At 43.9% G+C, this 23,592-nt stretch carries 21 protein-coding genes and 1 tRNA gene; 1 reads left to right on the top strand and 21 read right to left on the bottom strand.

Going from position 1 to position 23,592, the window contains the following annotated elements; translation table 11 throughout:
* Nucleotides 1-114 precede the first annotated feature (114 nt).
* The 7 genes from D6855_RS04675 to D6855_RS04705 all read right to left on the bottom strand — a co-directional run bounded on the left by D6855_RS04675 (nucleotide 115) and on the right by D6855_RS04705 (nucleotide 6,691).
* Nucleotides 115-423, bottom strand: coding sequence for a hypothetical protein (locus tag D6855_RS04675; RefSeq protein WP_120738562.1), 309 nt, complete (start codon nucleotides 421-423; stop codon nucleotides 115-117).
* 162 nt (nucleotides 424-585) lie between these two features.
* Nucleotides 586-1,083: a Gx transporter family protein gene (locus D6855_RS04680; protein WP_120738564.1), complete on the bottom strand. Its 498-nt coding sequence runs from the start codon at nucleotides 1,081-1,083 to the stop codon at nucleotides 586-588.
* Between the two features lie 21 nt (nucleotides 1,084-1,104).
* Nucleotides 1,105-1,482 (bottom strand): NusG domain II-containing protein, encoded by a 378-nt coding sequence (locus D6855_RS04685; protein WP_120738565.1) that lies wholly within the window; start codon nucleotides 1,480-1,482, stop codon nucleotides 1,105-1,107.
* Nucleotides 1,479-2,555 carry an FAD:protein FMN transferase gene (locus D6855_RS04690; RefSeq protein ID WP_120738567.1) on the bottom strand — a complete coding sequence of 359 codons (1,077 nt, stop codon included), beginning with the start codon at nucleotides 2,553-2,555 and terminating at the stop codon, nucleotides 1,479-1,481. The genes D6855_RS04685 and D6855_RS04690 overlap by 4 nt, the downstream gene beginning before the upstream one ends.
* 87 nt (nucleotides 2,556-2,642) lie before the next feature.
* Complete coding sequence (locus D6855_RS04695; protein ID WP_120738569.1) at nucleotides 2,643-3,695, bottom strand: hypothetical protein; 1,053 nt, start codon at nucleotides 3,693-3,695, stop codon at nucleotides 2,643-2,645.
* Nucleotides 3,696-3,747: 52 nt separating this feature from the next.
* A complete protein-coding gene (locus D6855_RS04700; protein WP_120738571.1) occupies nucleotides 3,748-4,704 on the bottom strand; it encodes a polyprenyl synthetase family protein in 957 nt (318 codons plus the stop codon).
* Nucleotides 4,697-6,691, bottom strand: a complete 1,995-nt coding sequence (locus tag D6855_RS04705) for an FAD-dependent oxidoreductase (protein WP_120738573.1) — start codon at nucleotides 6,689-6,691, stop codon at nucleotides 4,697-4,699. Before D6855_RS04705 ends, D6855_RS04700 begins: the two co-directional genes overlap by 8 nt.
* A 150-nt stretch (nucleotides 6,692-6,841) precedes the next feature.
* Between D6855_RS04705 and D6855_RS04710 the strand changes: the two genes are divergently transcribed.
* Nucleotides 6,842-7,741 (top strand): UbiA family prenyltransferase, encoded by a 900-nt coding sequence (locus tag D6855_RS04710; protein ID WP_120738575.1) that lies wholly within the window; start codon nucleotides 6,842-6,844, stop codon nucleotides 7,739-7,741.
* 45 nt (nucleotides 7,742-7,786) lie between these two features.
* Here the strand turns inward: D6855_RS04710 and D6855_RS04715 are convergent, their stop codons facing one another.
* The 14 genes from D6855_RS04715 to D6855_RS04780 all read right to left on the bottom strand — a co-directional run bounded on the left by D6855_RS04715 (nucleotide 7,787) and on the right by D6855_RS04780 (nucleotide 23,574).
* On the bottom strand, nucleotides 7,787-8,233 hold the full coding sequence (locus tag D6855_RS04715; protein WP_120738577.1) for a chemotaxis protein CheW: 447 nt from the start codon (nucleotides 8,231-8,233) through the stop codon (nucleotides 7,787-7,789).
* A gap of 202 nt (nucleotides 8,234-8,435) precedes the next feature.
* A tRNA-Pro gene (locus D6855_RS04720) sits at nucleotides 8,436-8,508 on the bottom strand.
* 59 nt (nucleotides 8,509-8,567) lie between these two features.
* Complete coding sequence (locus tag D6855_RS04725; RefSeq protein WP_243111809.1) at nucleotides 8,568-9,614, bottom strand: galactose ABC transporter substrate-binding protein; 1,047 nt, start codon at nucleotides 9,612-9,614, stop codon at nucleotides 8,568-8,570.
* Nucleotides 9,615-9,622: 8 nt separating this feature from the next.
* On the bottom strand, nucleotides 9,623-10,603 hold the full coding sequence (locus tag D6855_RS04730; protein WP_120738579.1) for a sugar ABC transporter substrate-binding protein: 981 nt from the start codon (nucleotides 10,601-10,603) through the stop codon (nucleotides 9,623-9,625).
* Nucleotides 10,593-12,461: a cache domain-containing sensor histidine kinase gene (locus tag D6855_RS04735; RefSeq protein WP_330546857.1), complete on the bottom strand. Its 1,869-nt coding sequence runs from the start codon at nucleotides 12,459-12,461 to the stop codon at nucleotides 10,593-10,595. The genes D6855_RS04730 and D6855_RS04735 overlap by 11 nt, the downstream gene beginning before the upstream one ends.
* Nucleotides 12,462-12,466: 5 nt before the next feature.
* On the bottom strand, nucleotides 12,467-14,065 hold the full coding sequence (locus D6855_RS04740; RefSeq protein WP_120738581.1) for a response regulator: 1,599 nt from the start codon (nucleotides 14,063-14,065) through the stop codon (nucleotides 12,467-12,469).
* Between the two features lie 194 nt (nucleotides 14,066-14,259).
* A complete protein-coding gene (locus D6855_RS04745) occupies nucleotides 14,260-14,568 on the bottom strand; it encodes a hypothetical protein (protein ID WP_120738583.1) in 309 nt (102 codons plus the stop codon).
* 314 nt (nucleotides 14,569-14,882) lie between these two features.
* Entirely contained in the window at nucleotides 14,883-15,872 is a 990-nt protein-coding gene (locus D6855_RS04750; RefSeq protein ID WP_120738585.1) for a galactose/methyl galactoside ABC transporter permease MglC, read from the bottom strand.
* A 24-nt stretch (nucleotides 15,873-15,896) separates the two neighbouring features.
* Nucleotides 15,897-17,408, bottom strand: coding sequence for a sugar ABC transporter ATP-binding protein (locus D6855_RS04755; RefSeq protein ID WP_120739154.1), 1,512 nt, complete (start codon nucleotides 17,406-17,408; stop codon nucleotides 15,897-15,899).
* A 101-nt stretch (nucleotides 17,409-17,509) separates the two neighbouring features.
* Nucleotides 17,510-18,613, bottom strand: coding sequence for a galactose ABC transporter substrate-binding protein (locus D6855_RS04760; protein WP_120738587.1), 1,104 nt, complete (start codon nucleotides 18,611-18,613; stop codon nucleotides 17,510-17,512).
* A 271-nt stretch (nucleotides 18,614-18,884) separates the two neighbouring features.
* On the bottom strand, nucleotides 18,885-19,298 hold the full coding sequence (locus D6855_RS04765; RefSeq protein WP_120738589.1) for a hypothetical protein: 414 nt from the start codon (nucleotides 19,296-19,298) through the stop codon (nucleotides 18,885-18,887).
* 49 nt (nucleotides 19,299-19,347) lie between these two features.
* The gene (locus D6855_RS04770) at nucleotides 19,348-20,343 is read right to left on the bottom strand and encodes a transglutaminase domain-containing protein (protein ID WP_158589471.1); all 996 of its coding nucleotides are present in this window, start codon (nucleotides 20,341-20,343) and stop codon (nucleotides 19,348-19,350) included.
* An 8-nt stretch (nucleotides 20,344-20,351) separates the two neighbouring features.
* Nucleotides 20,352-21,455, bottom strand: a complete 1,104-nt coding sequence (locus D6855_RS04775; protein WP_120738592.1) for a hypothetical protein — start codon at nucleotides 21,453-21,455, stop codon at nucleotides 20,352-20,354.
* A 202-nt stretch (nucleotides 21,456-21,657) separates the two neighbouring features.
* The gene (locus D6855_RS04780; RefSeq protein ID WP_120738594.1) at nucleotides 21,658-23,574 is read right to left on the bottom strand and encodes a hypothetical protein; all 1,917 of its coding nucleotides are present in this window, start codon (nucleotides 23,572-23,574) and stop codon (nucleotides 21,658-21,660) included.
* Nucleotides 23,575-23,592: the final 18 nt, after the last annotated feature.

Genomic DNA, 23,592 nt, shown 5'->3' on the forward strand with positions numbered 1-23,592 from the left:
GAAAATGTTGCTACATATAAATTATAAGGCTAATTTTAACACCGGGTCAAACCATAAAAAAACCTCTCTACCGGGATTCCGATAAAGAGGACAACACATATAAATTCTTCAGTTTTATTTTACAACCTCAGTCTTCAAAAGAGCCTTAACCTGTGGGTTCTGCATCATCTTGATTGACTGAATGGCACATTCGTAAATCATAGCCATCTGTCTTGATGAAGCATCGTTTTTATCATACTTGCTTGCTACAAGTTCAAAATGCCTGATAGCCTGATCAGCAATTGACGCATTGATCTGCATTCCATTGCAATATAAAGTTCCTGTCTTGGCGTCATATCTTGACTCTTCCTGTTTGGTTGTTACACGCTGACCTGCACCCATTGATGCAGCTAACTGATTGATAAGATCTGCTCTGTCTAGCATCAGTAAAACTCCTAATAAATTGAAATTATGTCTTTAAAAATAAGCAATAAAAAGGCTCCTGGGCCTTTGCTGTCATAGCTTTGGTTTAGAGCCTTTAATAGATTATCATAATATTATGGTTAGTCAACAAAAAAAGTGTGAAAAATGATTGAACAATCATTTTCAGAATTGCATGGACTTTTTTACCCTCTCAGTGATGAGGCTTGAAACAATACCAATCACCACTCCCGTGATGGTTCCAACAATAATGAGAAATGGCAGGTAGTAGAAAAGGCTCTTTGTCTCAAGAACCAGCATAGCCACAATGATCTGTCCTACGTTGTGGAATACTCCGCCCAGAACGCTCACTCCGGTCATGGAGAGCTTTGAAATCCGCTTAGCTATCAGCATTGCAAAAAGAGAAAGCGCCGCTCCCGCCAGTGAATACATCATCATGGATAGATTGCCAAATGTAAGTCCCACCAGAACTACCCTTATTATAGAAAGAACAATAGCATCCCTCTCACCAACTGTGTAAAGGGTCACCATTACAGCAAGATTGGCGATACCAATCTTGGCTCCGGGAATTCCTATATTAAGAGGAAGCATGAATTCAATATATGAAAGGACAAAAGCCAGCGCCACAAACAGTCCTAAAAAAGCAATTCTTTTAGTTTTCATCTCAATTTCCTTTTTCACTGATCAGTAGGTTGATCCGTCAATACCATTGTCTTCTCCGCCCTTAACTTCAACCACCAGCTTATTTGGAAGACACACTATCGACTCTCCGGAATACCTTATGTGGTTGTGATGAACACAGATCTGATCAGGACATGAGGCCTCTGTTACATCAGCGTAGCCTTCTGATACTGTAAGGACATTGAAGCTTCCATCAGGAAATTCAATCCTCTCTACTATATCTTCAGAAAGAGGGAACTCTCCGTAGATATCTCCATCGATGGTCACAACAGCAACTGCGTCTTCATCAGTATTAGATTTCTGCCATATCCTGGTGCCAATAAAGCAGGCCAGAGCCACCACCAGTGTAATAGCTATTAAAATGATATCGTTCTTTTTCATTTCTTTACGTACTTTCCAATAAAACCTTCAGAGTATCTCTTTGTTCCGTCATGCATGATCCACATGGCTTCTACGTTATCTCTTTTCCCTACAAATGAAAGTCCATCTTCATAGGACATGGTATAAAGGGCTGTGGAATAAGAATCTGCAAGTCCCGAATCGTCAGTGATTACGCTGACACTGGCAAAGCCACCTGCAGGATACAGAGTCTTTGGGTCAATTATGTGGCAGTATCTTACGCCGTCTACATAATAATACCTCTGATAGTCTCCTGAAGATACAACGCACTCCCCGTCGCCAATATCCACCATCTCAACATACTGCTCATCGCTATCCATGTCGGGATTCTGAATACCAAGCCTGAAGCTGGTTCCATCGATCCTTGTGCCTATGCAGGAAATATTGCCCCCAAGGCTAAGAAGGATGTTATCAAGACCTTCCTCTCTAGCATACTCTAAAACTCTCTGGACTGCATAGCCCTTTCCTGTACTGCCCACATCCAGGGACATGTCAGGGTCTGCAAGATATACTGTGCTGTTTTCCTTATCGATCACTATGTCTGTGATATCCGTGTGGAGAGAAGCTTCTTTAAGGGCTTCTGCGTCTGGAAGAGCTGCCCTGTCAGGGTCATCCATTCCTATCATCCTCTCCTTGTGCCACAAAGATAAGACGCTTCCTAACGCTACGTTTACAGCGCCGTCAGTTTCATAATATGTATCTATACTAAACTCAAGTAGTGAGATTATGTCCGGATCCACTTTTACAGGAGCTACTCCTGCATTGTCATTTATGGTCTTAATATTGTTCACTCCCGGATAATCATTGTAAATATCATAGAGCTGATTGTACCTTATAAGCTCATCCTTGATAAGCTGGGCGTTTTTTGCAAATTCGTCCTTGTCTTTGGCAAAGCCAACTATCTCTGTTCTGGTGTCAAAAACATCCAGGAAAGTTGCAGTATATCTGTTTAGCTGAGCTGCCTCAGAAACAGATCTGTATGTAATTATCCCGGCTATCAGTATCAGGAAAAGAATTCCTGGCAGTAAAACCGGCAAAAGTTTTTTCATCTTCATAATGCGTTCCCAAGAGAAAAATGGGGTGCGTAAAATAAAGCGCACCCCAAACACTTCTACAATCTGTCTTATAAAACTATAAGTTCATTATTTCGCAGCTGCAACAGCCTTAGCAATAACAGCGTTGAAATCTGTGATGTGAACTGATACAGAAGCTGCAAGATCAGCATCAGCAGCGCGGCCCTCTTCCATAGCTGTGCCAGCTACTTCATCAGCTGTCTTACCAACTGTGTAAGCAGCGTATGCAGCAGCCTGCTCGTTCCACTCTTTTCCAATAGCAGATGCCTTCTTCATTCCATAAGCATCACCAAGTTCGTTCTTGCTCTGTACTTCAGCTGACTTATCTGCTGTGATAACACCAGCAGCATCAAATGTGATCTTAGCCTGAACAGCGTCGATGATGTTGCTTGTGATCTTGCCATCGTTTCCTACAGTAAGAACTGAGATTGTTGTGTAAGCCTCAGCTGTTCCATCGCCTTCAGCAGATGCATCAACTGACTTCTCAATGTTAGTTGTAACACCAAGGCCAAGCTTGTCGCCCTCGTGAGCGCCCATTGCTGTAGCATTGTTTACAGCCTCAAGAACTGCTGCCTGGAAGCCTGTTACATGGATAGAAACAGAAGCTGCAAGGTCAGCATCACCAGCGTAACCCTCTGAGATAGCCATTCCGCTAAGATCAGAAGCTGTCTTGCCAACTGCCCATGCTGCAAAAGCATCAGCCTGCTCGTACCACTCCTTGCCAATAGCAGAAGCCTTCTTCATTCCATAGTTGTCGCCGAGCTCTCTCTTTGAAGGATACTCAGCTGCAAGATCTGATGTGATCTTACCGTCTGCGCTTGCACCGATTTTTGTCTGTGCGATATCGATCACGCACTGTGTGATCTTACCATCAGCATCAACAGTAACTGCTGCGATTGTAGCATCAGCCTGTGCTGTTCCATCCCCCTCTGCTGTTGCGTCCTTAGAATCAGCGATTGATACGCTTGTTCCAAGACCAGTCTTGAGCTCTGCTCCTGTTGCTGCCTCTGAAGTTGTCTGTGTAGCAACCTCTGAAGCTGATCCTGACTGTGAACCACAGCCTGCAAGTACTACTGCTGAAAGAAGAGTAGCACCTACGAATGAAACTAATTTCTTTTTCATTTGTTTTTTCCTTTCCTTTTATAGCATTTATATTAAGGCCTTAGCCAAAATATCATTTAAGACCTCTGTAGGCTCTCTCAAGGAGGCCAGATAAGATCTCTTTTTTCCTGCCTCCAAGCGCCAGTTTATCCATTATCGCAAGGCACCTGTCGTAGTAATCTCCTGCCATCTTATGGGTAAAAGAAACTCCTCCGTGCCTTTCAACTTCTCTAAGAACCTTCTCCTTGGTGAGACTTCCATTTTCTGCATCCTGTGCAAGGAATGGGTCCTTACTAATAGCATGGATAAGAGGCATTGTTATAACGCCGTTTTCAAAATCTGCCTGCACCGGCTTACCTGCTGTATCCTCAGATACCTCATAGTCAATGCAGTCATCCGTAAGCTGGAAGATGATACCTGTATATCTGCCAAGCTTTCGCAAAAGAGCTATACGCTCACTGCTCTCATCTCCTGCAAGAGCACCTGCATGGTACGCCCCTTCAAAAAGAGCTGCAGTCTTGCCATCGATAATGGCCAGATATCTGAAAACATCCAGTCTAAAGTTTTTGTTATTGATGTTCTGCCTCAGTTCGCCGAGAGCAACTCTCTCGACGTACCTGGAGAAATCAAAACTCTTATATCTGTCATTTTCCTTAGCTCTTGAAAGCTGTCTCATGGCTGCTGCCAACAGATAGTCACCGCAGATAACAGCTGTCCTTTTGCCAGCCTTTTTCTGAAGTGTCACAAGTCCACGTCTGACATCAGCATCATCCATAATGTCATCATGGATAAGTGTTGCCAGATGCATTGTTTCTACTGCAGAAGCAAATATCACAGCATCCATAGGGATCATCCCATCTTCATCCATGGAGCACGCAAGCGTAGCTGCTGCCCTCATCATCTTGCCCTGTGCGGCAGTAAGATAGGATGTGTAACCTCTTATAAGTCCTGGTGCTCTTTCTATAATTCCAGCGCACTCTTTGCGGACCATTTCGAAAGCTCTGTCAAAATCCAAATTTCGATCAGTCATTGTAGAGATACCACTTTCTCGCCCACTTAACCTTCTTCCACTTGCTCTTAAGCCATGGCATCAGATAGTAGTCAAGACCAATTGAACGTCCACCACCAAACATAACTGCAAGGCCAGCAAAGATCATCCAGAAGGTGTTGAGGTATAGACCCGTTGTAGTTACAAACATTGCCTGAAGGACCAGTGAAACACCGGCTGAAAGGAATGTGAAGCATCCAGCCATAAGTCCAAGGCCAATAAGAATCTGCAGGATAACGATAAGTCCCTGCATGAACATTGTCATAGCATCACTTGAAAGAACTATGTTCTCAACTATCCAGTCAACGAAAGGAACCTGGATCTTGAATGCAAAGTCAGAAATTGTAGACTTTGCAAGGTCTGTTCCTGATACAAAGATCATTTCAAAGAGCCCTAAGTTCCAGTCAAAGATAACTGTTCCTGCTGGAGCTGCTGCAGCTACTTCAGTTGAAGCTGATGCCACTGCGTCTGCAACCTCTGTTGTTGCTGCTGAAACTGCGTCAACTGCTGTAGGGCTGACTCTTCCAAGAAGAGAATCAAACCATGAGTTTGCTCCTCCAAAGAAGCCTTCAAGCATTGGCTTTTGAAGCCATCCTTCAACAATCTTCATGACGCCTTCAAATACCCATACAGCGCCGAGCCATACACGAAGGGGTACCATCATGAAGCTTGGAGTCTTGTTTGAGAAGTGACCGCCAAGGAAACTTCTGTTGTTTCTGATAGTAAAGAACTCATGCATCAGGTAGCTGAACACCTTGGTCCATCCCATTACCTGAATGAAATAGATAATGTTGATGAAGTGCTTTGCAAACATAGCAAAGAATGACGCAAAGTTGATCTGGTGGTTGGCCATTCCGCCTCTTGCCACGCCGTAACGTCCGCCAACACATACCATAACGCCGTGGAACTTAGGGTTGTAACTCTCTTTTTCCCCTTCTCCGGTAATATCAACCATGATGTTCCTTGCTACAGTAGCTGCGGAGTGCTCAGCATTCTCAACCATCTGAGGAACTGGTCTCTCCTGGCCTGGAGCCGTGTAGAGCATGTTGTCGCCAATAACAAAAACGTTTTCATGATCGACACTTCTAAGGAACTCATCAACTTCAATACGTCCTCTTCCGCCGCTCTTAACTTCCTGTGCAATCTTGGAAGTGATCTCTGAGCTCTCGATACCAGCGGTCCAGATAACTGTTCCTGCTACATGCTCAGATACTTCATCGCCCTTCTTAAGCTTAATGAAGTTCTCTCCAACTCCTACAACTGAAGCGTTCATAACAACATCAACGCCCATCTTGCGAAGCCTTCTGTCTACTTTATTAGAAAGCTTCTCAGGAAGAATTGGCACTGGACGTGAAAGGCCATCTACATCAACGATAGTCACATCACCTCTGTCGATACCAAATCTCTTGCAAAGGATTGGTGTATACTCAGCAAGCTCACCAACCATCTCAACGCCTGTAAAGCCTGCACCAACTACATAAAAGCTAAGAAGTTCTCTCTTCTTATTGATATCTGTCTCATCTGCTGCAAGTCTGAAGCACTCGTGGATCCTGTCGCGAAGCTTTACTGCATCGTCATAAGACCAGAGCTTGTAGCTATACTCTTCAGCTCCCTCAACGCCAAAGTATGTTGGCTTGGATCCTGCTGCAACAACAAGGTAATCGTAATCATAGCTGCCATTCTTGCCCTCTACAGTGTTGCTGTTAAAATCAACGCCTGTGACTGTATCAAGAACTACGTTCACCTTTCTCTCAGCAAAGATCTTCTTAAGATCCATCTTGATGCTCTCTTCACCAACACGACAAGCTGCGACTTCGTGAAGCTCAGTGAGCATTGTGTGATAAGGGTGCTTGTCGATAATAGTTATCTCGCAGGAGCCGAGAAGTTTCTTTTTACGAAGCTTCTTTTCGAGCTTTTTGGTGGCCAGCACTCCGGCGTAACCAGCACCGATAACAACAATTTTCGTCATTTCATTTTCCTTCTTTCTAAAACTTTCATAAATTCATTGCGTGAGAAACATTGACATGATATCATATTTAATTGTACGCGACAATATATATTTCAATTTTATTTTATAAAATGTATTTTCGTATATTTTTGTTCACAAACAGGAGTCCAAATGGTCAGAAATTTTTTGAAATATGTGGAGATAACCACGAAGATAACCAGTGTTTTTGCTTATCTTAACACCATGCTGTTCATCCTCTATCAGAGACAGCCGGTCAATATAAAACTGATGGTAATATTCTTTATCGCCATGTTCTTATTTGATCTGACAACTACAGCAATCAATAACTACATTGATAGTAAGGATTATCCAGAGATGCTTCCTATTCCAAGGAAAAGAGCTTTTGCAGCCATCATCATCATGCTGTCTGTCAGCACCTTACTTGGCCTGTATCTGGCATATAACACCGGGATAGTGGTTCTTTTGCTTGGAGCCTTTTGCTTCCTTCTTGGAATCTTTTACACCTTTGGTCCAATACCGATTTCCAGGATTCCACTTGGAGAAGTAATATCAGGTATCGCATACGGAATGTTCATTCCCTTCCTTATGTTGTATATAAACAATCCAACCTATTACCTGGATTTAAACCTTTCCTGGGAAACTATTTCACTGCAGATACATGTGATGCCATTTATCACTTTTTTCCTGTTCTCTCTGGTAACAACCTTTACCACAGCGAACATCATGCTTGCCAACAACACCTGTGATATAGAAAAGGACACTGCTGTAGGAAGACTTACTCTCGCCTACTATATAGGAAGAAAATGGGCGGTAAGGCTCTACGCACTTTTGTACTACGGAACCTATGCTTCAGTTGCTCTTATGGTAATATGTGGATTCCTAAAGCCTGTAGCTCTTATCTACTTCTTATCACTGCCCCTTGTAATTAAGAACATTCACGAATTTAGAAATGCTCAGATCAAGGAAAAGACATTCATCACATCTATAAAGAATTTCCTCATAATAAACATCTCTTATGCCATCTCAATTCTGGCAGCGACCATAATATAAAAATATACGCCGCAGATCATTTGTAAATCTGCGGCGTCTTCTTTATTAGTTTAATGATTCAAGGTTGAATACTGAGATCAGCTCGTCGTCCTTTTTGCCAACTCCGCTGATAAGTGACTCACTCTTTTTAAGGAAAGGAGATGGCTCCATGATCTCATCATCAGAAAGGTCCAGAACTTCTGTAACCTCATCTACGATAATTCCAACCTGTTTATCCTCTTCAATATCAACAATGATGATCTTTGCGCTATCTACAACTTCTTCCTCATAATTCATCATTTTTCTTAAGTTGATAACAGGTATTACCTCACCTCTTAAGCTGATGATACCGCTATAGTGCTCTGGATAATCCGGAACATTTGTTATAGCTGGCATCTTGATGATTGAATTCACAAAAGAAATATCAATACCAAAGTTTTCATCGTTGATGGTGAAGATCACATACTTCGTTTCACCAATTATTGTTTCCTTATAAACTGCTATTTCCTGCATTTAAAACCTCTTTTTTACTTACTCTTTCTAAGAATGAATATTTATACGTGACACGGTTAATTAAATTAACACAAAGATGCAGTATACGTCAAGAAGTAATTAAATTGTCAGGAATTCGCCATAGATGAAACTTAGTTACGATTGCATATTTATTCTAAAACAGACAAAAAAAGAACCGCTCGAACTGAGCGGTTCCTCTAAATCGGAGTGACGTGATTCGAACACGCGGCCCCTACCTCCCTAAGATAGTGCTCTACCAACTGAGCCACACCCCGATACGCTAAATATCAGCGACATTTAGCATTATATAACCCCGTGGGAGTAAAATCAAGTACTATTTTACCTTAAGATATTTATTGATATTCGTTGCTGTTATCTTCTCATAATCAAGCCTGATGTACTTTCCATCAGTAACTTCAAACTCGTCAGACAGCTCCTCAATGCTTCCGCCCCTTGCTATGGTTGTGGTGAGCCTGTACAGGGCGTGGGCCTGGCCTTCCTTGTCGTTATATACAGTGCCTGTCATCTTGTCATCACGGACAGCCTCAAGACCAACTGTGGTTCCGTCGATACCAAAGATCGCAGGCCACTCGCTCTTTATCATGCCTGCTGCCTCATAGGCGTCGATGGCACCAAGGGCCATATCATCGTTATTGGACATGATAAGCTCAATGCTGTCGTGGTAGTTTTCAATAAACTGGGCAACCTTGGTCTGGGCCTGAGCCCTGTTCCAGTTGGCAATAGCGTATCCAAGCTTATCAACCTCAACACCTTTTTGAACCAGGGTATCAACGGAATACTCTGTTCTTACGATCGCGTCCTGATGACCAGCCTCGCCCTCAAGGACTATGTACTGGATCTTGCCATCGCCATTTCTATCGATGGTCTTATCAGAAAGGCAGGTCGATGCAGCCAGCTCCCCTTCAAGGATTCCTGACTGGGCGGCATCAGCACCTACGTAAAAGAGCTTGTTCCACCTTCCAATATCTCCCTCAACCAGCTCTCTGTTGAAAAAGACAATTGGTACGTCAGCTTTTTTCGCAGCATCTATAACTGTGGTGGGGTCAGTTCTGTCCACCAGATTAACGCACAGAATATCGCACCCGTCCTCGATCATCTTCTTTACCTGAGAATTCTGAGTCTGCTGGCTCTGGGAAGCATTGTATACCACTACTTCTACCTCTTCGTCAGCCTCAAGCTCTTTTGTAAAGCACTCCATGTACTGGCTAAGGAAGGTGTCGTACTGGTCATAGATCGTAACTCCCACCTTGATCTTATCCGAGCGTCTTACTGTATTCTGTTGTCCGCAACCTGCCGCAAAGACTGCAGCAAGAAGCACAAATGACAGTGCAACAGCCATCCCCTTTATGCGTTTGCTCATACTCTCTCCTATTCTACAACTGGGAACAACGCTCTCTGGTTGCTCTCATCAAACAGATTCTCCCTGTTGACCACGCGGTAGCTGATCTTCTGATCCTCCATCGGAGTCAGCTTATTGTCCAGTCTCCTCATGATAGCCACTATGCTCTGATAGCCCATGTAGTACTCATTTGGAACCACCATGCTGTTTATTATGCCATCATCCAGGTAACTCACATTTTTAATCGAAGTTCCTTCTCCAAAGATGTAGAACTTATCCCCGGTCCTTAAAGCATAGTCGCAGACCGCTTCAAGTCCCGTATTATCCAGCGCCACCAGAATATCTGCCTTCTCCTGACTCTGGCATATCTCTATCCTCTCGCTGACATCAACGATGCTGTTGTCTGTCCAGGCCACCACAGCTCCAGAGGATGCGATGTTCTCATTAAAGCCCTCCATCCTCTCTATGAGGCTGTTCTGTTTCTGGTTACCAGCAACAATTCCAAGCTTGTGGCCAGAAAGGTCATTGCCAAAAGCTATGCGGACTTCGTTGGCAAGTGCTCTTCCGACAGCCAGGTTATCTGCGTCAATGCAGGCTGACTTGCCCTCAACATCAACATCCATGTCTGCAGTAGTATCCACCAGCATCAGCACAACCTTGTTGCTGACCTCTGATATCATCTCCTCTGTCCCACGGCTGCTTGCTATCTGGAGCACCACTCCATCTGCTCCGTCTGCGATCTCATCGTTTATGGCCATCTGCTGCTGTTTAAGAGTAAAGTTCCTTCCTGTTGGAACAACGTTTAGCTTAACGCCGTTATCCTTGGCAGCCTGTTCAAGTCCAGCCAGGAAAGAAGCCCATCTTGTGGATCCGCTGTCATCCACCACAACCGAGATCCTTACAGGGTCCTCCCTTACGCCGCTCATAATAAGAGCAGAGGTTGAAGCCACAAGCACGATGGAAAGAAGAACTGCCACGACTAAAATAAATAGATTCCTGTTACTCTTCATCGCCCCGCTCCTTTCCGGATTCAAGAGCCTTTCGGTTCTCCTCCGTATATTCTATTGCAGGCAGATGGATGGTAACAACGCATCCCTCGTCTGGCTCAGACTCAATCTTAAGACCATACTCCTGGCCAAAGCGAAGCTGTATCCTTCGCTGCACATTGATGAGGCCAACACCTGATCCCTTCTTGCGAACTCTCGTATCATCAGTCAAAAGAAATTCCAGCTGCTCGCTGCTCATTCCAAAGCCGTTATCTGAAACCGTAATGTAGATATCTCCGTCCTCGCCCTTAAAGCCTTTGACTCTGATCTCTCCGTCTTCCATATCCTTAACGCCATAGTAAACCGCATTTTCAAGGATAGGCTGAACGATAAGCTTAACTGTGCAGTAGTTCTTTATCTCCTCGTCAATGTCAAAATCTATGGTAAAGGCATCCTTAAATCTGACCTTCTGAATGTTCATATAGTTGCTGGCATGGCGGATCTCATCCTCAATAGGAATGATGGTCTTGCCACTTGAAAGAGACACTCTAAAGAGGCTGGCGAGCTGGGTTATCATAAACACCGCTTCGTCATATTTTGCTCCCTCGATCATCCACACAATGGAATCAAGGGTATTGTATAAGAAGTGAGGATTGATCTGGGACTGAAGAGCGTCAAGCTCTGATTTTCTCTTTTCCTCCTGGGAAGCTACCATGTCCTTCATAAGCTGATCTATCTGGTCGTAGCTTCGACGAAGTGTCTTACCAAGGTGCTCGATCTCAGAAGGTCCGCCAATATATACAGAAGGGTTCACCTTGCCCATCTCGATCTCTCTGATGGAATCATTGAGCTTGGTGATAGGCCTTGTAACTCGCCTTGCAACCATTCTGTTAAGGATAAGCATTGCAAGCAGGGTTATTGAGAGGATCATCATTACGAAATATCTGATATCCTTCATGCCAAGATAAGAGTTACTTGTTGGGATAACACTGACAAGTTTCCATCCTGTGTAGCTCATGGTCTTGACGGTGACAATTCTCTTTTCCCTCATGAACTCTTCCTTGTGGCTTCCATCATCGTAACTTGCAGCCACAGAGTTGTTCTCCCTGTAGAGCCCCGCTTCGATCTGCATAAGCATCGGATGGTAGATGATAGCCCCGGAATTATCGCACAGGTATACATACTGCTCTGAAGGGTTGTCGTTAACCCCCTCAAGCATCTGCTTAATAACGGCGTAATTCATATCCACCAAAAGAACTCCCTGCTCAGGTACACCTCTTCCGCCAAGCTCAACTGCGCGGCTTAGGGAAGTTACCCAGTAGTACCTGAAGGTAGGGTCGTCTACGAAAATGTTCTGGACATGTGGCAGGGAAAAATGCAGGTTCTCAGGCCTTGCAAGCGCAGTCTTAAACCAGTCCTGGGTTGTGACATCAACTTCCGGCTTTTCTACAGCTACGGGAGAAGCGCACACAAGCTGGCCATCCTCTGTGTACAGAGCAAGGCTTATAAGGTAGTCCTTGTGGGCCTCATACAAAAGATTCATCTGTTCAATGGGAGACTCTCTGCTGATATCCTGATCTTTGATGACATTGTAATAGATTGCATCAGACATTCGTCTCATGCTTCTAAGATAGTCCTCAAGAGCGAGAACAGTCTGGTCCAGAGTCAGCTCCGCGCTGTCGGTGAGCATCTTCTCTGACCTTACAGAAAAACTGTTATAAAGGGCAACACCCATGGCAAGCATACAAACAAGGGCTACGATGGTAAAAGAAACCGATATCGTAACCTGGATACTCCTTGGAACTGCATTCCTCATGTACCTCTCAAGCTTCCATTTGGAACGCAGCTTATCAAATTCCTTGGATACACTCTTATCTTCCAATGCCTTTATTCCTTGCCAGCCTTGTATTTAGAAGGTGAAACCCCAAACTGTTTTTTGAAAACATAGCTGAAGTAGTTTGGATCTGAATAGCCAACTTCCTGCGCTATGATATATGTTTTTTCATCAGTTTCAAGAAGCATGCGCTCAGCCTTTTCCATGCGGAAATCTGTGAGATATCCAACGAAGGTCTTTCCTGTCTCCTTCTTGAAAACTGTGGAGAAATATGCACTGCTGACACCAAGATAGTTGCACATAAAGTCGATGGACAGGTCCTGATCCATGTAGTGGTCAGCCACGTAGTCTTTTGCCTTAGTGACAAAGCTTCTGGTGTTGTCAGATCTCTTTCCCGCAATCTGCTCATGCATCTTAAGAGCCACAGAGCCAAACCAGTTTGAAAGCTCTGTGCCTTCCATCTGCTGAACCTGAGCATATACATCGGTGTTCATGTCAAAGATCTCACCCACTTCAAGCTGATTGCTCCTTGCAAACTTATAGAGCTCGCTGACAAGATCCATGACAAAGAATCTGTGGTTCTGAATTGAAGACTGGTTCTCAAGCCCCTGCTCAATGTACTTCTTGGCAGCTGCCTCAACAGCCTCTTCATCAGCCATCTTTATCTTTTTGAATATATCAAGAAGGCTGTTGTCATCCTCTGAAACCACCTCATCGCTGTCCATAGGTGAGATCTCAGAGATGTTGATTGCCTTGGTATGTCCATATAAAACTCTGTAGGAAACCGCATCCCTTGCGCCCTTGTATGAAGAATCAATATCTGAAAGAGCCTCAACCAGTGAACCTACGCCAATAGTTACGTTAGCCTTACAGATACTCTCAGCCAGCCTGCAGAGCCTGTCGCACTCGTCGGTAAATGCAGTTGCATCCTTCCTCTCTGCAAACTGAGCCACCATGACAGTACTGCCAAGGTAGGAAAAGAACCTGCAGCCCCACTTTTCATCTATCCTCTCTTCAAGAAGCTTGCGCACGGAAACAGATAAAAGAACAGGATTCATGCCCTCAGGAATACTGGAGCTGCTGATGTGAACAACTGCTACAGCAAAAAGAGGTCCTGTAAGCTCGATACGATAGTCAGATAAGAACTTCTCTATCTTGCCCTCTGCAATCCTGCCCTCTATGAGCGCAGTAAAGAAATCCTCCTGAAGAAGTGGCAGAGAATCCATGTAGTAATTCTCAAGCTTGGCCACATTAAGCTTCTCATTGATATCTCTATCAAGTGCCTCATGAACTCTGGTAAACACTGCCCTAAGCTCATCAGAATCTATAGGCTTTAAGATATACTCTTCAGCCTCAAGTCTAATGGCCTCCTTGGCATACTCAAACTCATCAAAGCCAGAAAAGATGATGATCCTGATATTTGGATAGAGCTGTTTCAAGTTCCTAGACAGCTCCATTCCATCCATGTATGGCATCTTAATATCAGTCATGACAATGTCAGGCCTTAGCTCTTCCGACAGTTCTAACGCCTCAAGTCCATTGTGGGCATATCTTGGCTTCTCAAAGCCCATCTCTTCCCAATTCAGTTTCTTAAGTATCGCCTGGGCAACATCTTCCTCGTCGTCCACAAGCATGACTCTATATCTGTTCATGGTAATTCCTTTTTAGTCCGCCCTGGGGATGAGAAAAGTATTTCTACTCTCTAGGCACGCTCTCGCTCCTTATCTCTGGCAACGGTACTAAGTGTCTAAAAAACAGACACTAAGTACCGGCCGAGCTAAAGGGCCGGCGAGGAGCAGAAATATCTTTTCTCATCCCCAGGGCTCACTGATAAATCAATTATAGATTACGCATATTTCTCGTGCATGAACTTCCACATAATTCCCATAGCGAATACAGCCACAAGAATCACTATGAGAGAAGCCACCGCATCGAAAAATGAAACAATACCCATAACCAGGGCTGCTACTCCCAAGAAGATGATTATCAAACCAGCATATAAACAATACTCCTTGGGGTGCTTAATCTCTTCAGGGTGTTCCTTCTTTATTATACTCACATCTCTAGTAATGATGAGGCGAATACCAAAGAACATACACACAGCAAACGCCAGTATCTCAATTCCCATGTGGTTAATTACGTCCATAAATGTCATAGTTCAATTCCTTTCAACAACAAAAGCATTACCGTTTGTCGACCTTCTTCCGGCCGCAACAAACGCCTTTAAATGGTCTGCGCCATGTCCCCATTTCTTTAATGTGTATATGGTGGGACAAGTCTTATGCCCCACTGAAGAGGCCTTTGAGCCGGCCGGTACTTGGCGAGGTTTTACCGAGCTTAGTACCGCTGCCAGGCGAAAGGAGCGCAAGCGTCCTCAAAGTGGGACATAAGACTTGTCCCACCAAAAACCAATAAACCAAAAGGGGACATGGCGCAGGCCATGCCCCCAGATAATTATAAGGGATGTTATTACTTCTTAGCAACGTACTTACGGATATCAAGTGAGATAGCTACGAAGATAACCAGTCCGATGAAGATGTACTGTGCGTTAGCATCAACACCGAGGTACTGGAGGGCTGCCTTTAAGAGCTCGAATACGGCAACACCGATGATAGCACTTGAAACCTTACCACGTCCACCAGTAACTGATACACCACCGATTGTACATGCAGCGATAGCTTCCATCTCGTAACCAAGACCAAGGTTAACTGATGCACCGCCGGCCTTAGCACCAAGCATGAATCCTGCAAGACCATACATCATAGCGGCCTTCATGTAAATGAGTACCATTGTAAGACGAACAGGAACACCGGCAACTTCTGCAGCCTGTGGGTTTCCACCGATGGCATACATGTACTTACCATGTCTTGTCATGTTGAAGATGAACCATGTGATAGCAGCTACGATAATTGCGATCCAGATAAGGTAGCTGACACCAAGGAATCTTCCTGATGCAATGTTTGTGTACTCTGTTGTGTATCCACCAAGAGGTGTAGCACCTGTGTAGATAAGAGCAAGTCCATAAACGATTTCCATCATAGCAAGTGTTGCGATGAATGGAGGTACGTGAAGGAATGCGATGAAGAATCCAGTAATAGCACCAAATGCACCGCAAATAGCAAGAACGATAAGAAGTGCAACGAAGATGTTAAGTGGCTGCATATCAGGGAAGAACTTACCTGAGTAGTCGATCTTCTGAAGAAGTGTACCTGCGATACATGCTGCAAAACCGATCATACGTCCAGCTGAAAGGTCACAACCAGCTGTGATAACACAACCTGCAATACCAAGAGCGATTACAAGTCTTGAACTCATATTCATAAGAATGTTGAACAGGTTGTTTGTTGTAAGGAACCTGTCATTTGTAATACCTGTGTAAATAACCAGGATGAACATTACGATGATAACACCGTTATTGATAAGAAAATCTATCGCTTTCTGTTGTTTTGTCTTTACCATTTTTCCAATCCTCTCTTCTAATGATTAAAACTGAGTAGCGTAGCTCATAACCTTCTCCTGGGTCATGTCGCTCTCTTCAGTTATCTCGCCTCTGAGTTTACCGTTACACATTACATAAATTCGATCTGACATACCAAGAAGTTCTGCCATTTCGGAGGATATCATTATGATAGCCTTACCCTGCTTGGCCAGATCTGTCATGATCTCATAAATCTCATGCTTGGCACCTACGTCGATACCTCTTGTAGGCTCATCCATTATAAGAATATCAGGATCGTTGGCAAGCCATCTTGATACGATAACCTTCTGCTGGTTACCACCTGACAGATTGGAAATGTGCTCCTGCATGCTTGGAGTCTTGATGGAAAGCTTCTCAATACTGTCATCAACTACCTTATTGATCTTGCCATGGTCAAGAACAAATCCCGCCATTAAGTACTTGTTGTAAACTGAAACGCCTACGTTATCCTTTATAGAAAGACATCCGAAGATACCGTTACCTCTTCTGTCCTCTGTGATCATTCCGATGCCGGCATTCATGGCATCCTTAGGTGATTTGATCTTGACATTTTTGCCGTGTATCGTGATCTCACCTGCAGAAAGATTTCTGATTCCAAACAGACCTTCCATAAGCTCTGTTCTCTGAGCACCAACCAGTCCGCCAAATCCAAGGATCTCACCCTTTCTAAGTGTGAAGGATACATCCTGGAATGACTTCTCATGGATTGAAGAAAGTCCCTTAACTTCCATAACTACTTCGCCAGGAGTTCTGTCCTTGACTGGGTAGATGTTTGTAAGCTCACGGCCTACCATCTTGGCGATGATCTCGTCAATTGTAAGGTCTTTTGCTGGCCATGTTCCGATGTATGTACCATCACGCATGATAGTAACATCATCAGCAATTCTCTTGATCTCATCCATCTTGTGTGAGATGTAGATCATTGCAACACCCTTTTCTCTAAGACCTTCCATGATCTTAAAGAGCGCTTCTACTTCGCTATCTGAAAGAGAAGATGTAGGCTCGTCGAAGATGATAACCTTGGCGTCATGGGAAACTGCCTTGGCAATTTCTACTGACTGCATCTGTCCGATAGACAGTGTGTCAAGCTGCGCCTTTGGATCAAAGTCCATGTTAACCTCTTTGAGCCACTTCCCTGTTTCTTCGTACATTGTTTTGTGGTCGATTACCTGAATAGGACCAAATTTCTTAACCGGGAATCTTCCAAGGAACATATTCTCTCCTACGCTTCTTGCAAGAACCGGCTGAAGCTCCTGATGCACCATGGCTATACCTTTTTTCATAGCCTCATCAGGATTATCGATTGTTGTCTTTTCTCCGTCTATATATATCTCTCCGGCATCCATCTTATAAATGCCGAAAAGACATTTCATAAGTGTTGATTTACCGGCTCCGTTCTCTCCCATAAGTGCATGGACGGTACCGGGCTTAACTGCCAATTGTACGTTATCCAGTGCCTTTACACCGGGAAAGGACTTTGATACGCCCCGTAGTTCCAATTTGTACTCTGATGCCATACCCAATTCCTTTCTTCCTTTAAATCCCTTTGCTTCTTTCTCAATAAAAGGTGCGGGTGCTAATTGGGCGCCCGCACCATATTATTTCTTAAATTACTTAATTACTTAAGTGAATCAAGAACTGACTGTGCGTTGTCAGTTGTAACCTTTACATAATCGCATCCGATGTAGTACTCGTTGCCAGCACCTGTGATGTAGTTGATAGCTGCATCAGCTGCACCGTGTGACTGAGCGATGTGATCGTTGAATACTGTACCTGTCATTGTTCCAGCAAGTACGTCCTCAAGAGCCTCTGTAAGAGCATCAACACCTACAAGGTAGATGTCCTCGCCAACCTTACGTCCAGCTGCCTCGATTGACTGAAGAGCACCAAGTGCCATAGCATCGTTGTTGCAGAATACAACTTCTGTCTCAGGATGAGCTGAAAGTGAGTTAGCAACGAGCTGCTGAGCTGTAGCCTGATCCCAGTTACCAACCTGATCATCGAGCTCTTCAACTGCCCAACCAGCATCCTCAAGAGCCTTAACTGAGAACTCTGTACGATACTGAGCGTCAACGTTCTCTGGGTCACCCTCGATCATGATGTACTGGATCTTGCCATCGCCGTTGAGGTCGATCTTGTCCTGGCCAAGGTCTACAAGGATCTCACCCTGCATTGTACCTGACTGACGAGCATCACATCCAACGTATGTTACGTTCCAGCCATTTGACTCCCATCTTGCTTCCTCGTCAGCGTCTGGCTCACGGTTGATGTATACAAGAGGGATGTTAGCGCCAACTACAAGATCTGTAATTGTTGCTGCTGATGATGAGTTAACTGGGTTGATGATAAGTACATCAACACCCTGTGTGATGAAGTTCTGGATCTGGTTTGTCTGTGTAGCCTGATCGTTAGCACCATCTACGATAGTGATGTTATCTTTTGCAAATCCCTGAGAGATGAGATAGTTCTCAAGCTCTGTTCTGAAGAGAGTCATGAAGTTATCAGCGAACTGATAGATACATACTCCAACCTTCTTGTCAGCGAGATCAGCGTTTCCTGCTGTCTCAGCAACTGTCTCAGCAACTTCTGTAGCTGTCTCAGCAACCTCTGTAGCTGTCTCAGCAACTTCTGTAGCAGTCTCAGCTGCGCTGTTTCCGCAACCAACGAGCATTGAAAGTGTCATTGCAGAAACTACTAAAAGACTAACCAATTTCTTTTTCATTACATGTTCCTCCTTAAAAATATGTTAACAATTTGTTTACATTAGGAAGTATAGCAATGTCTTTTGTGCAAAAACATAGATTATTCTTCTCTCATTCTTAGAAATCCTTTTAAGTTTTTGTGGCTTTATTGTATTTTGCACAAAAACAAGCCTCGCCTTTTGGTAATATTTCCTTTACTAAGACGTTTCCGCCAAAAAATGTTTCGTCAAAATGTATTTTTGCACAAAAAAACAGCTGCCATAACAGGCAGCTGATTCGTATAAATTCTATTTAGTACTGTTCAATTTCCGTACTTCCATCATCATAGGTGATAACCCAGTATCCTGCGCCAGTACCGCAGTCTTCATGGTATTCCTTGCCAATGATCTGCTTTGCAGGTACTTCAGAGACAGCGCTCTCAACAGATGGTGCCAGAGGTACATCCTCTGAGATTCCCATATCCACAACTGCTTCTGCCTCCTGACTGGAACTTACAGGCAGAATGTCATTTTCTTCTTGGTAGGAAGTGCTGTCGATGGCAAGACCTGAATTGACGTCAACTACAGGTATATTCTCATCCCGCCCTACTGCACCTGATAACATGCTCCTATAGGAAGGAACAAAAGCATACATCACCAGATTAAAGATGAAGATTGAAAATATCGTACCCGACATTATAAGGGTTACAGCAAGCACTCTTCTCATATCAAAATCCCTTTTCTTAAACTACAACCCGGCGGAAACTCTTTTCCCGTCAAAAACTGATTGTATATACCGCCTGCTTATTTATAGGAGCTGCTGGATAGCTGTAGTAGGTCTGTTTGTAATAGCCGCTTCCTTTTGCTCCCTGCATCTCTGTGTCAAAGATGTACCACTCGTCGCCAAACTTTATCTCTGTCCAGGCGTGTGGTGTAAGGCCTCCAAGCGATGACTGAACCGTTCCTGTGCAGACTCTTGCGTCATACCCAAGGCCCTTAGCTATGTACGCAAAAGCTGATGCGTAGTTGTAGCAGTTACCCTTACCTGTAGATAAGATGTCCGCTGCGAATGGTCCTGTCCACTCTCCTATCGGAAGGTCCACCTTGCGCTCATAGCTTGAAGTATTAACAAAGTAGTTAAAGCATTTCTCAAGCTGCTTTTTCTGAGTCATATCGCCTGTGGTGCAGGCTTCAACAACTGCAGCTGTCATCTTCTTAAGATCTGTGTCAGGATCTACAATTGTTCCGTCAGCTCTTTTCCACTTGACACCTGATGGTGTGTGGACGAAATGCTCACCAGGAACATCAAACTCCATCATATTCTCTGCTGCCTGAGCCTTAACCACAGATTTCACCTGCTCTTTAAGACTCTGATCAACTCCGTAAAGTGCGTTGTCTCCGATGGAAACAACTGTATCAGGAATGACTGCTCCGTGAAGTGCTGCAGGAAAACAGATAAGCTCAGTCATGTTTTTGTCATACAGGCAGTTACTGTAGGATGTGTAAAACGGGTTGTTGGCACTGACTGTAATTGACTGAAGGTTTATAAGGCCTCTGAAAGCATTTGAAGAAATCTCTGAAACATCACTTCCAATATGGATTGTTGAGACCTGCGTGTTTCTCTTGAAGGTGGTCCCGCTTATCTTGGTAAGTTCCTTGGCGTCAACCTTAGCTGCCCTTGCAGGTGGGATCAAAAGAACTGCTGCCACCATGAGGGCTACACACACTTTAAACTTTATCTTTATCCAGTTTTTATCTTTCTTTGCTGTCATCATATGTCTCACGGTTTGTAGTCATTTGAAGCGTTGCCATTTAAGTTAGCATTCCAGGTTGGATCAGAAGTAGGTGCCTGTCCATTGTCGCCATAAGCTGGTCTTGTGTTGATGATCTTAGTTAATGTTGCGTAATTTACATAGTTCTGGATATCCTGTTCAACTCCGCCCTCCAGAGGGTGCTTACCATATCCTGCAATTCCATAGATGGCATCAGCATAAGCTTCATGGTTGTTGCAGGCTATCTGGCAGTACTGCTGATTCCAGGTATTGGCATTTACATGTACCCACTTGATAGGTGCTGCTCCAGGATTGTTAGTCTGAATGATCTCATTTAAATAGTCCAGGATAAGGCCCAGAGCCCTTGTAGCTCCTGCACTGGTATATTCATGAGCACAGAACACTCCATATGCGGTTCTGTACACCTTGCTGTTTCTCTTTTTTACCTGATCCTGTGTAAGCTCTGTTCCAGCGTTGCAATATGCCTTTACGATTCCTGTAGCATAAGCAACCATCTCAATCTCCGGGATTGAAGGAGTGGTGCTGGAAGAATCTTTTTTGCTCTTCTTACTCTTTTTGTTAAGAGTTTCATTGGTCATGATCTGGTTATATATATTTGTAGCCAGCTGCTTGGCTATGCTTCTGGCCTCAGTCTCCTGACGTCTGTTCATTCCACCGTTGTTGTGAAGCTGGTCAGGAATAACTACCATTCCATCCTTCTTTTCCTTTGTGAGCTGATTGGAAGGAACAATATACTCGTTACTGCTGCTCCAGGCCTGAGCTCCTCTTGTAATCTGCTTGTTGGCTACTCTTTTTTCTTTTATTCCATAGAGCGCATAGTGCTCAACAAGCTTGGCAGGATCTGCGCCAAAAGCAATCCTTAGATCATTGTAGTTGAGGAAATAGTAGAGAGGATTGTATCCATACTGCTTGCCGTAGTCTACTCCGTTATACACTGTTGTTCCCTTGATCAGGGTATTATAAGTGTCTTCCGACAGCTTAACAGAGTCTTCGTAGGCTGAGCACTTAATAGGAGTACCCAAAAGAACTGCTATTATCATCAAATAGCAGATGCCAGACATAAGTGATTTCTTGATCCTTGAATCAGACATTATCGCCTCCAACAATAGTTTCTTGCTTGCTATGCCCTAAAAAAGGGCATAGCAAGATCATTCACTATAGTTATCGGCAATTTTATTTCAATTATTAATAAGAAAACAGATTATTTCTTTTCCAGTCCGCTGAATATCATCCATTTTTAAATATAAAAAACCACATTAGGGATTAAAAATCCGAAATGTGGTTTTATAAGCGTTAAATTTTTTCTGTAGCTCTTCGCCTTAAGTTAACCCCGTAAAGAGCCATAAATCCAAGACAGATCAGGATGATCATGTAGTTTATAAGCGGATCGCTGTCTTCTCCAGTACCTGCTCTTCTGGCACCAAGCACCTGAGGCAGGTTGTCCGAAAGATCAAGTCCTTCGCTGGTCTCAAACGGAACATTGATGTATGTGATGGATCCGTCAGCGTGTGTAACCTTGGCCTTAAATACTGTGCCAAAGGAATTGGTATTATTGGCAATAGTACCTGTTCCACTTGTAACAGTCGTATTGTTATTAGAAGAAGCCACACTACTACCTGACGTTTTTTTGCTTACGTCTACCAGCCAAAGTCTTCCATCGATGGTAGATATATCATAATATAAATCAGTTACATCTGTTCCAGCTTCGTTAACGATGGTAACACCCGTAATCTCATTGGCGCAATGAGCACCAGCTCCTGTCACACTTCCATTAAACACTATAGATTCTATCCTGTGTCCCTTGGCCAGTGATCCTTCTACTATCTTGTAGGTGTCATTAGTAAGAGTGGAACCATCATCATTTTTAACTGTGGATCCAGCTTCAATAACCAGCTTTCTCTTTTTCAGATCAATCGATGGTGTCGATCCAGGGCCCATGATGGGGCCAGGGGTAGCTGACAAATGGGGTTCGATTGGCTTTCCTCTTTCGTCAGTAATCTGTAAGTCATCAAAAGATACTTCCTGATTTCCACAATAGAATTTAATATCTTCTTCAATAAAATCAACTACTTCAGTGTAGGCACTTGTGATATTTAAATAGAACGTCTCGCCCATGTATTTAAAGCTCGTGCCATCACCTTCTGCATGAACAGTATGGGAAAGGAAATTACCAAGATAGTTATAAAGGAAATCCTCAAGAGGATTTCTGTTCAAGTCAGTAATAACGATGTCAAAACCACCAACCATGTGCGGCTCGCCATCATACTCGATATCCTTGAGTTCTCTGCCCTCTGCATCGCGATACTGAGGAACGATATAGAATTTTATGCCTTCCTCAAGCTCATCAAGCCTCGCGTCATGTTCAGGATCGCCAGTAGTATAAAGCACTTCCGTAGCTTCTTCCTGGGGCGCAACTTCCTGCAATTGTCTCTGTCTGATAACGCCATCAACATGAATAATGACATCTCTGTTTTGTCCAAGAGTATATGCTCTCTTAACAACATACCAGACAACATAATGCTGCTCTGGATCAAATCCAGGAACAACTGCCTTGATCTCATCTGCTGATGGAACACTGTTAAGAATACTTGTTACATCGTTAGAAGCAGTAAAGCCATCAGAAAGAAGGCTGTCCATAGAGCCATCAACTTCACTCTCGCTAAACTTCAGTTTACTGGAGTTAACTGCATCGTTTATCCTGATACCTGCAGAATACTGCGTGTACCAGCTTGCACTGGGCTCCTTGGGAATAGCTGCTCCGATACCATTCCCCCTGATATAGAAGCATATATCATATGCTGGATCAATCTCAGGTACTGGAGATGGTCTCCTGTCCCGAGGGTCATACTTAAGAAAAGCCTGTCCCTTAATAAGCTGCTCATCATCTAAAACCGGAAGTTCCTCTTCAGCTGGCTGCTCAACAGGAGTCTCGACCTTAAGTTCAACATTCTCATCAAGATCAACATCCTCGTCCAGATCAACATCCTCGTCCAGTTCAGCATCCTCATCAGATTCTTCATCTGGATCAGTAACCTCTGGAAGAGTTCCTGCAAGAGCTGGCTCCTGATCTGGAATATCTACTATAGGTCCATCCCCTGCCGCATCAGAAATGAGACTGTCAGTCTCCTCTGCAGCGTAGGAAATATCAGCACTTGTCACTATTAAAATTGTCACTAAAAGGAGCGCCATGGCTCTTTTTACTTTGACCATTTTCTTCCCTCAAAAAAT

It is taken from the genome of Butyrivibrio sp. CB08, assembly GCF_003625485.1.
Lineage (GTDB): Bacteria > Bacillota > Clostridia > Lachnospirales > Lachnospiraceae > Butyrivibrio.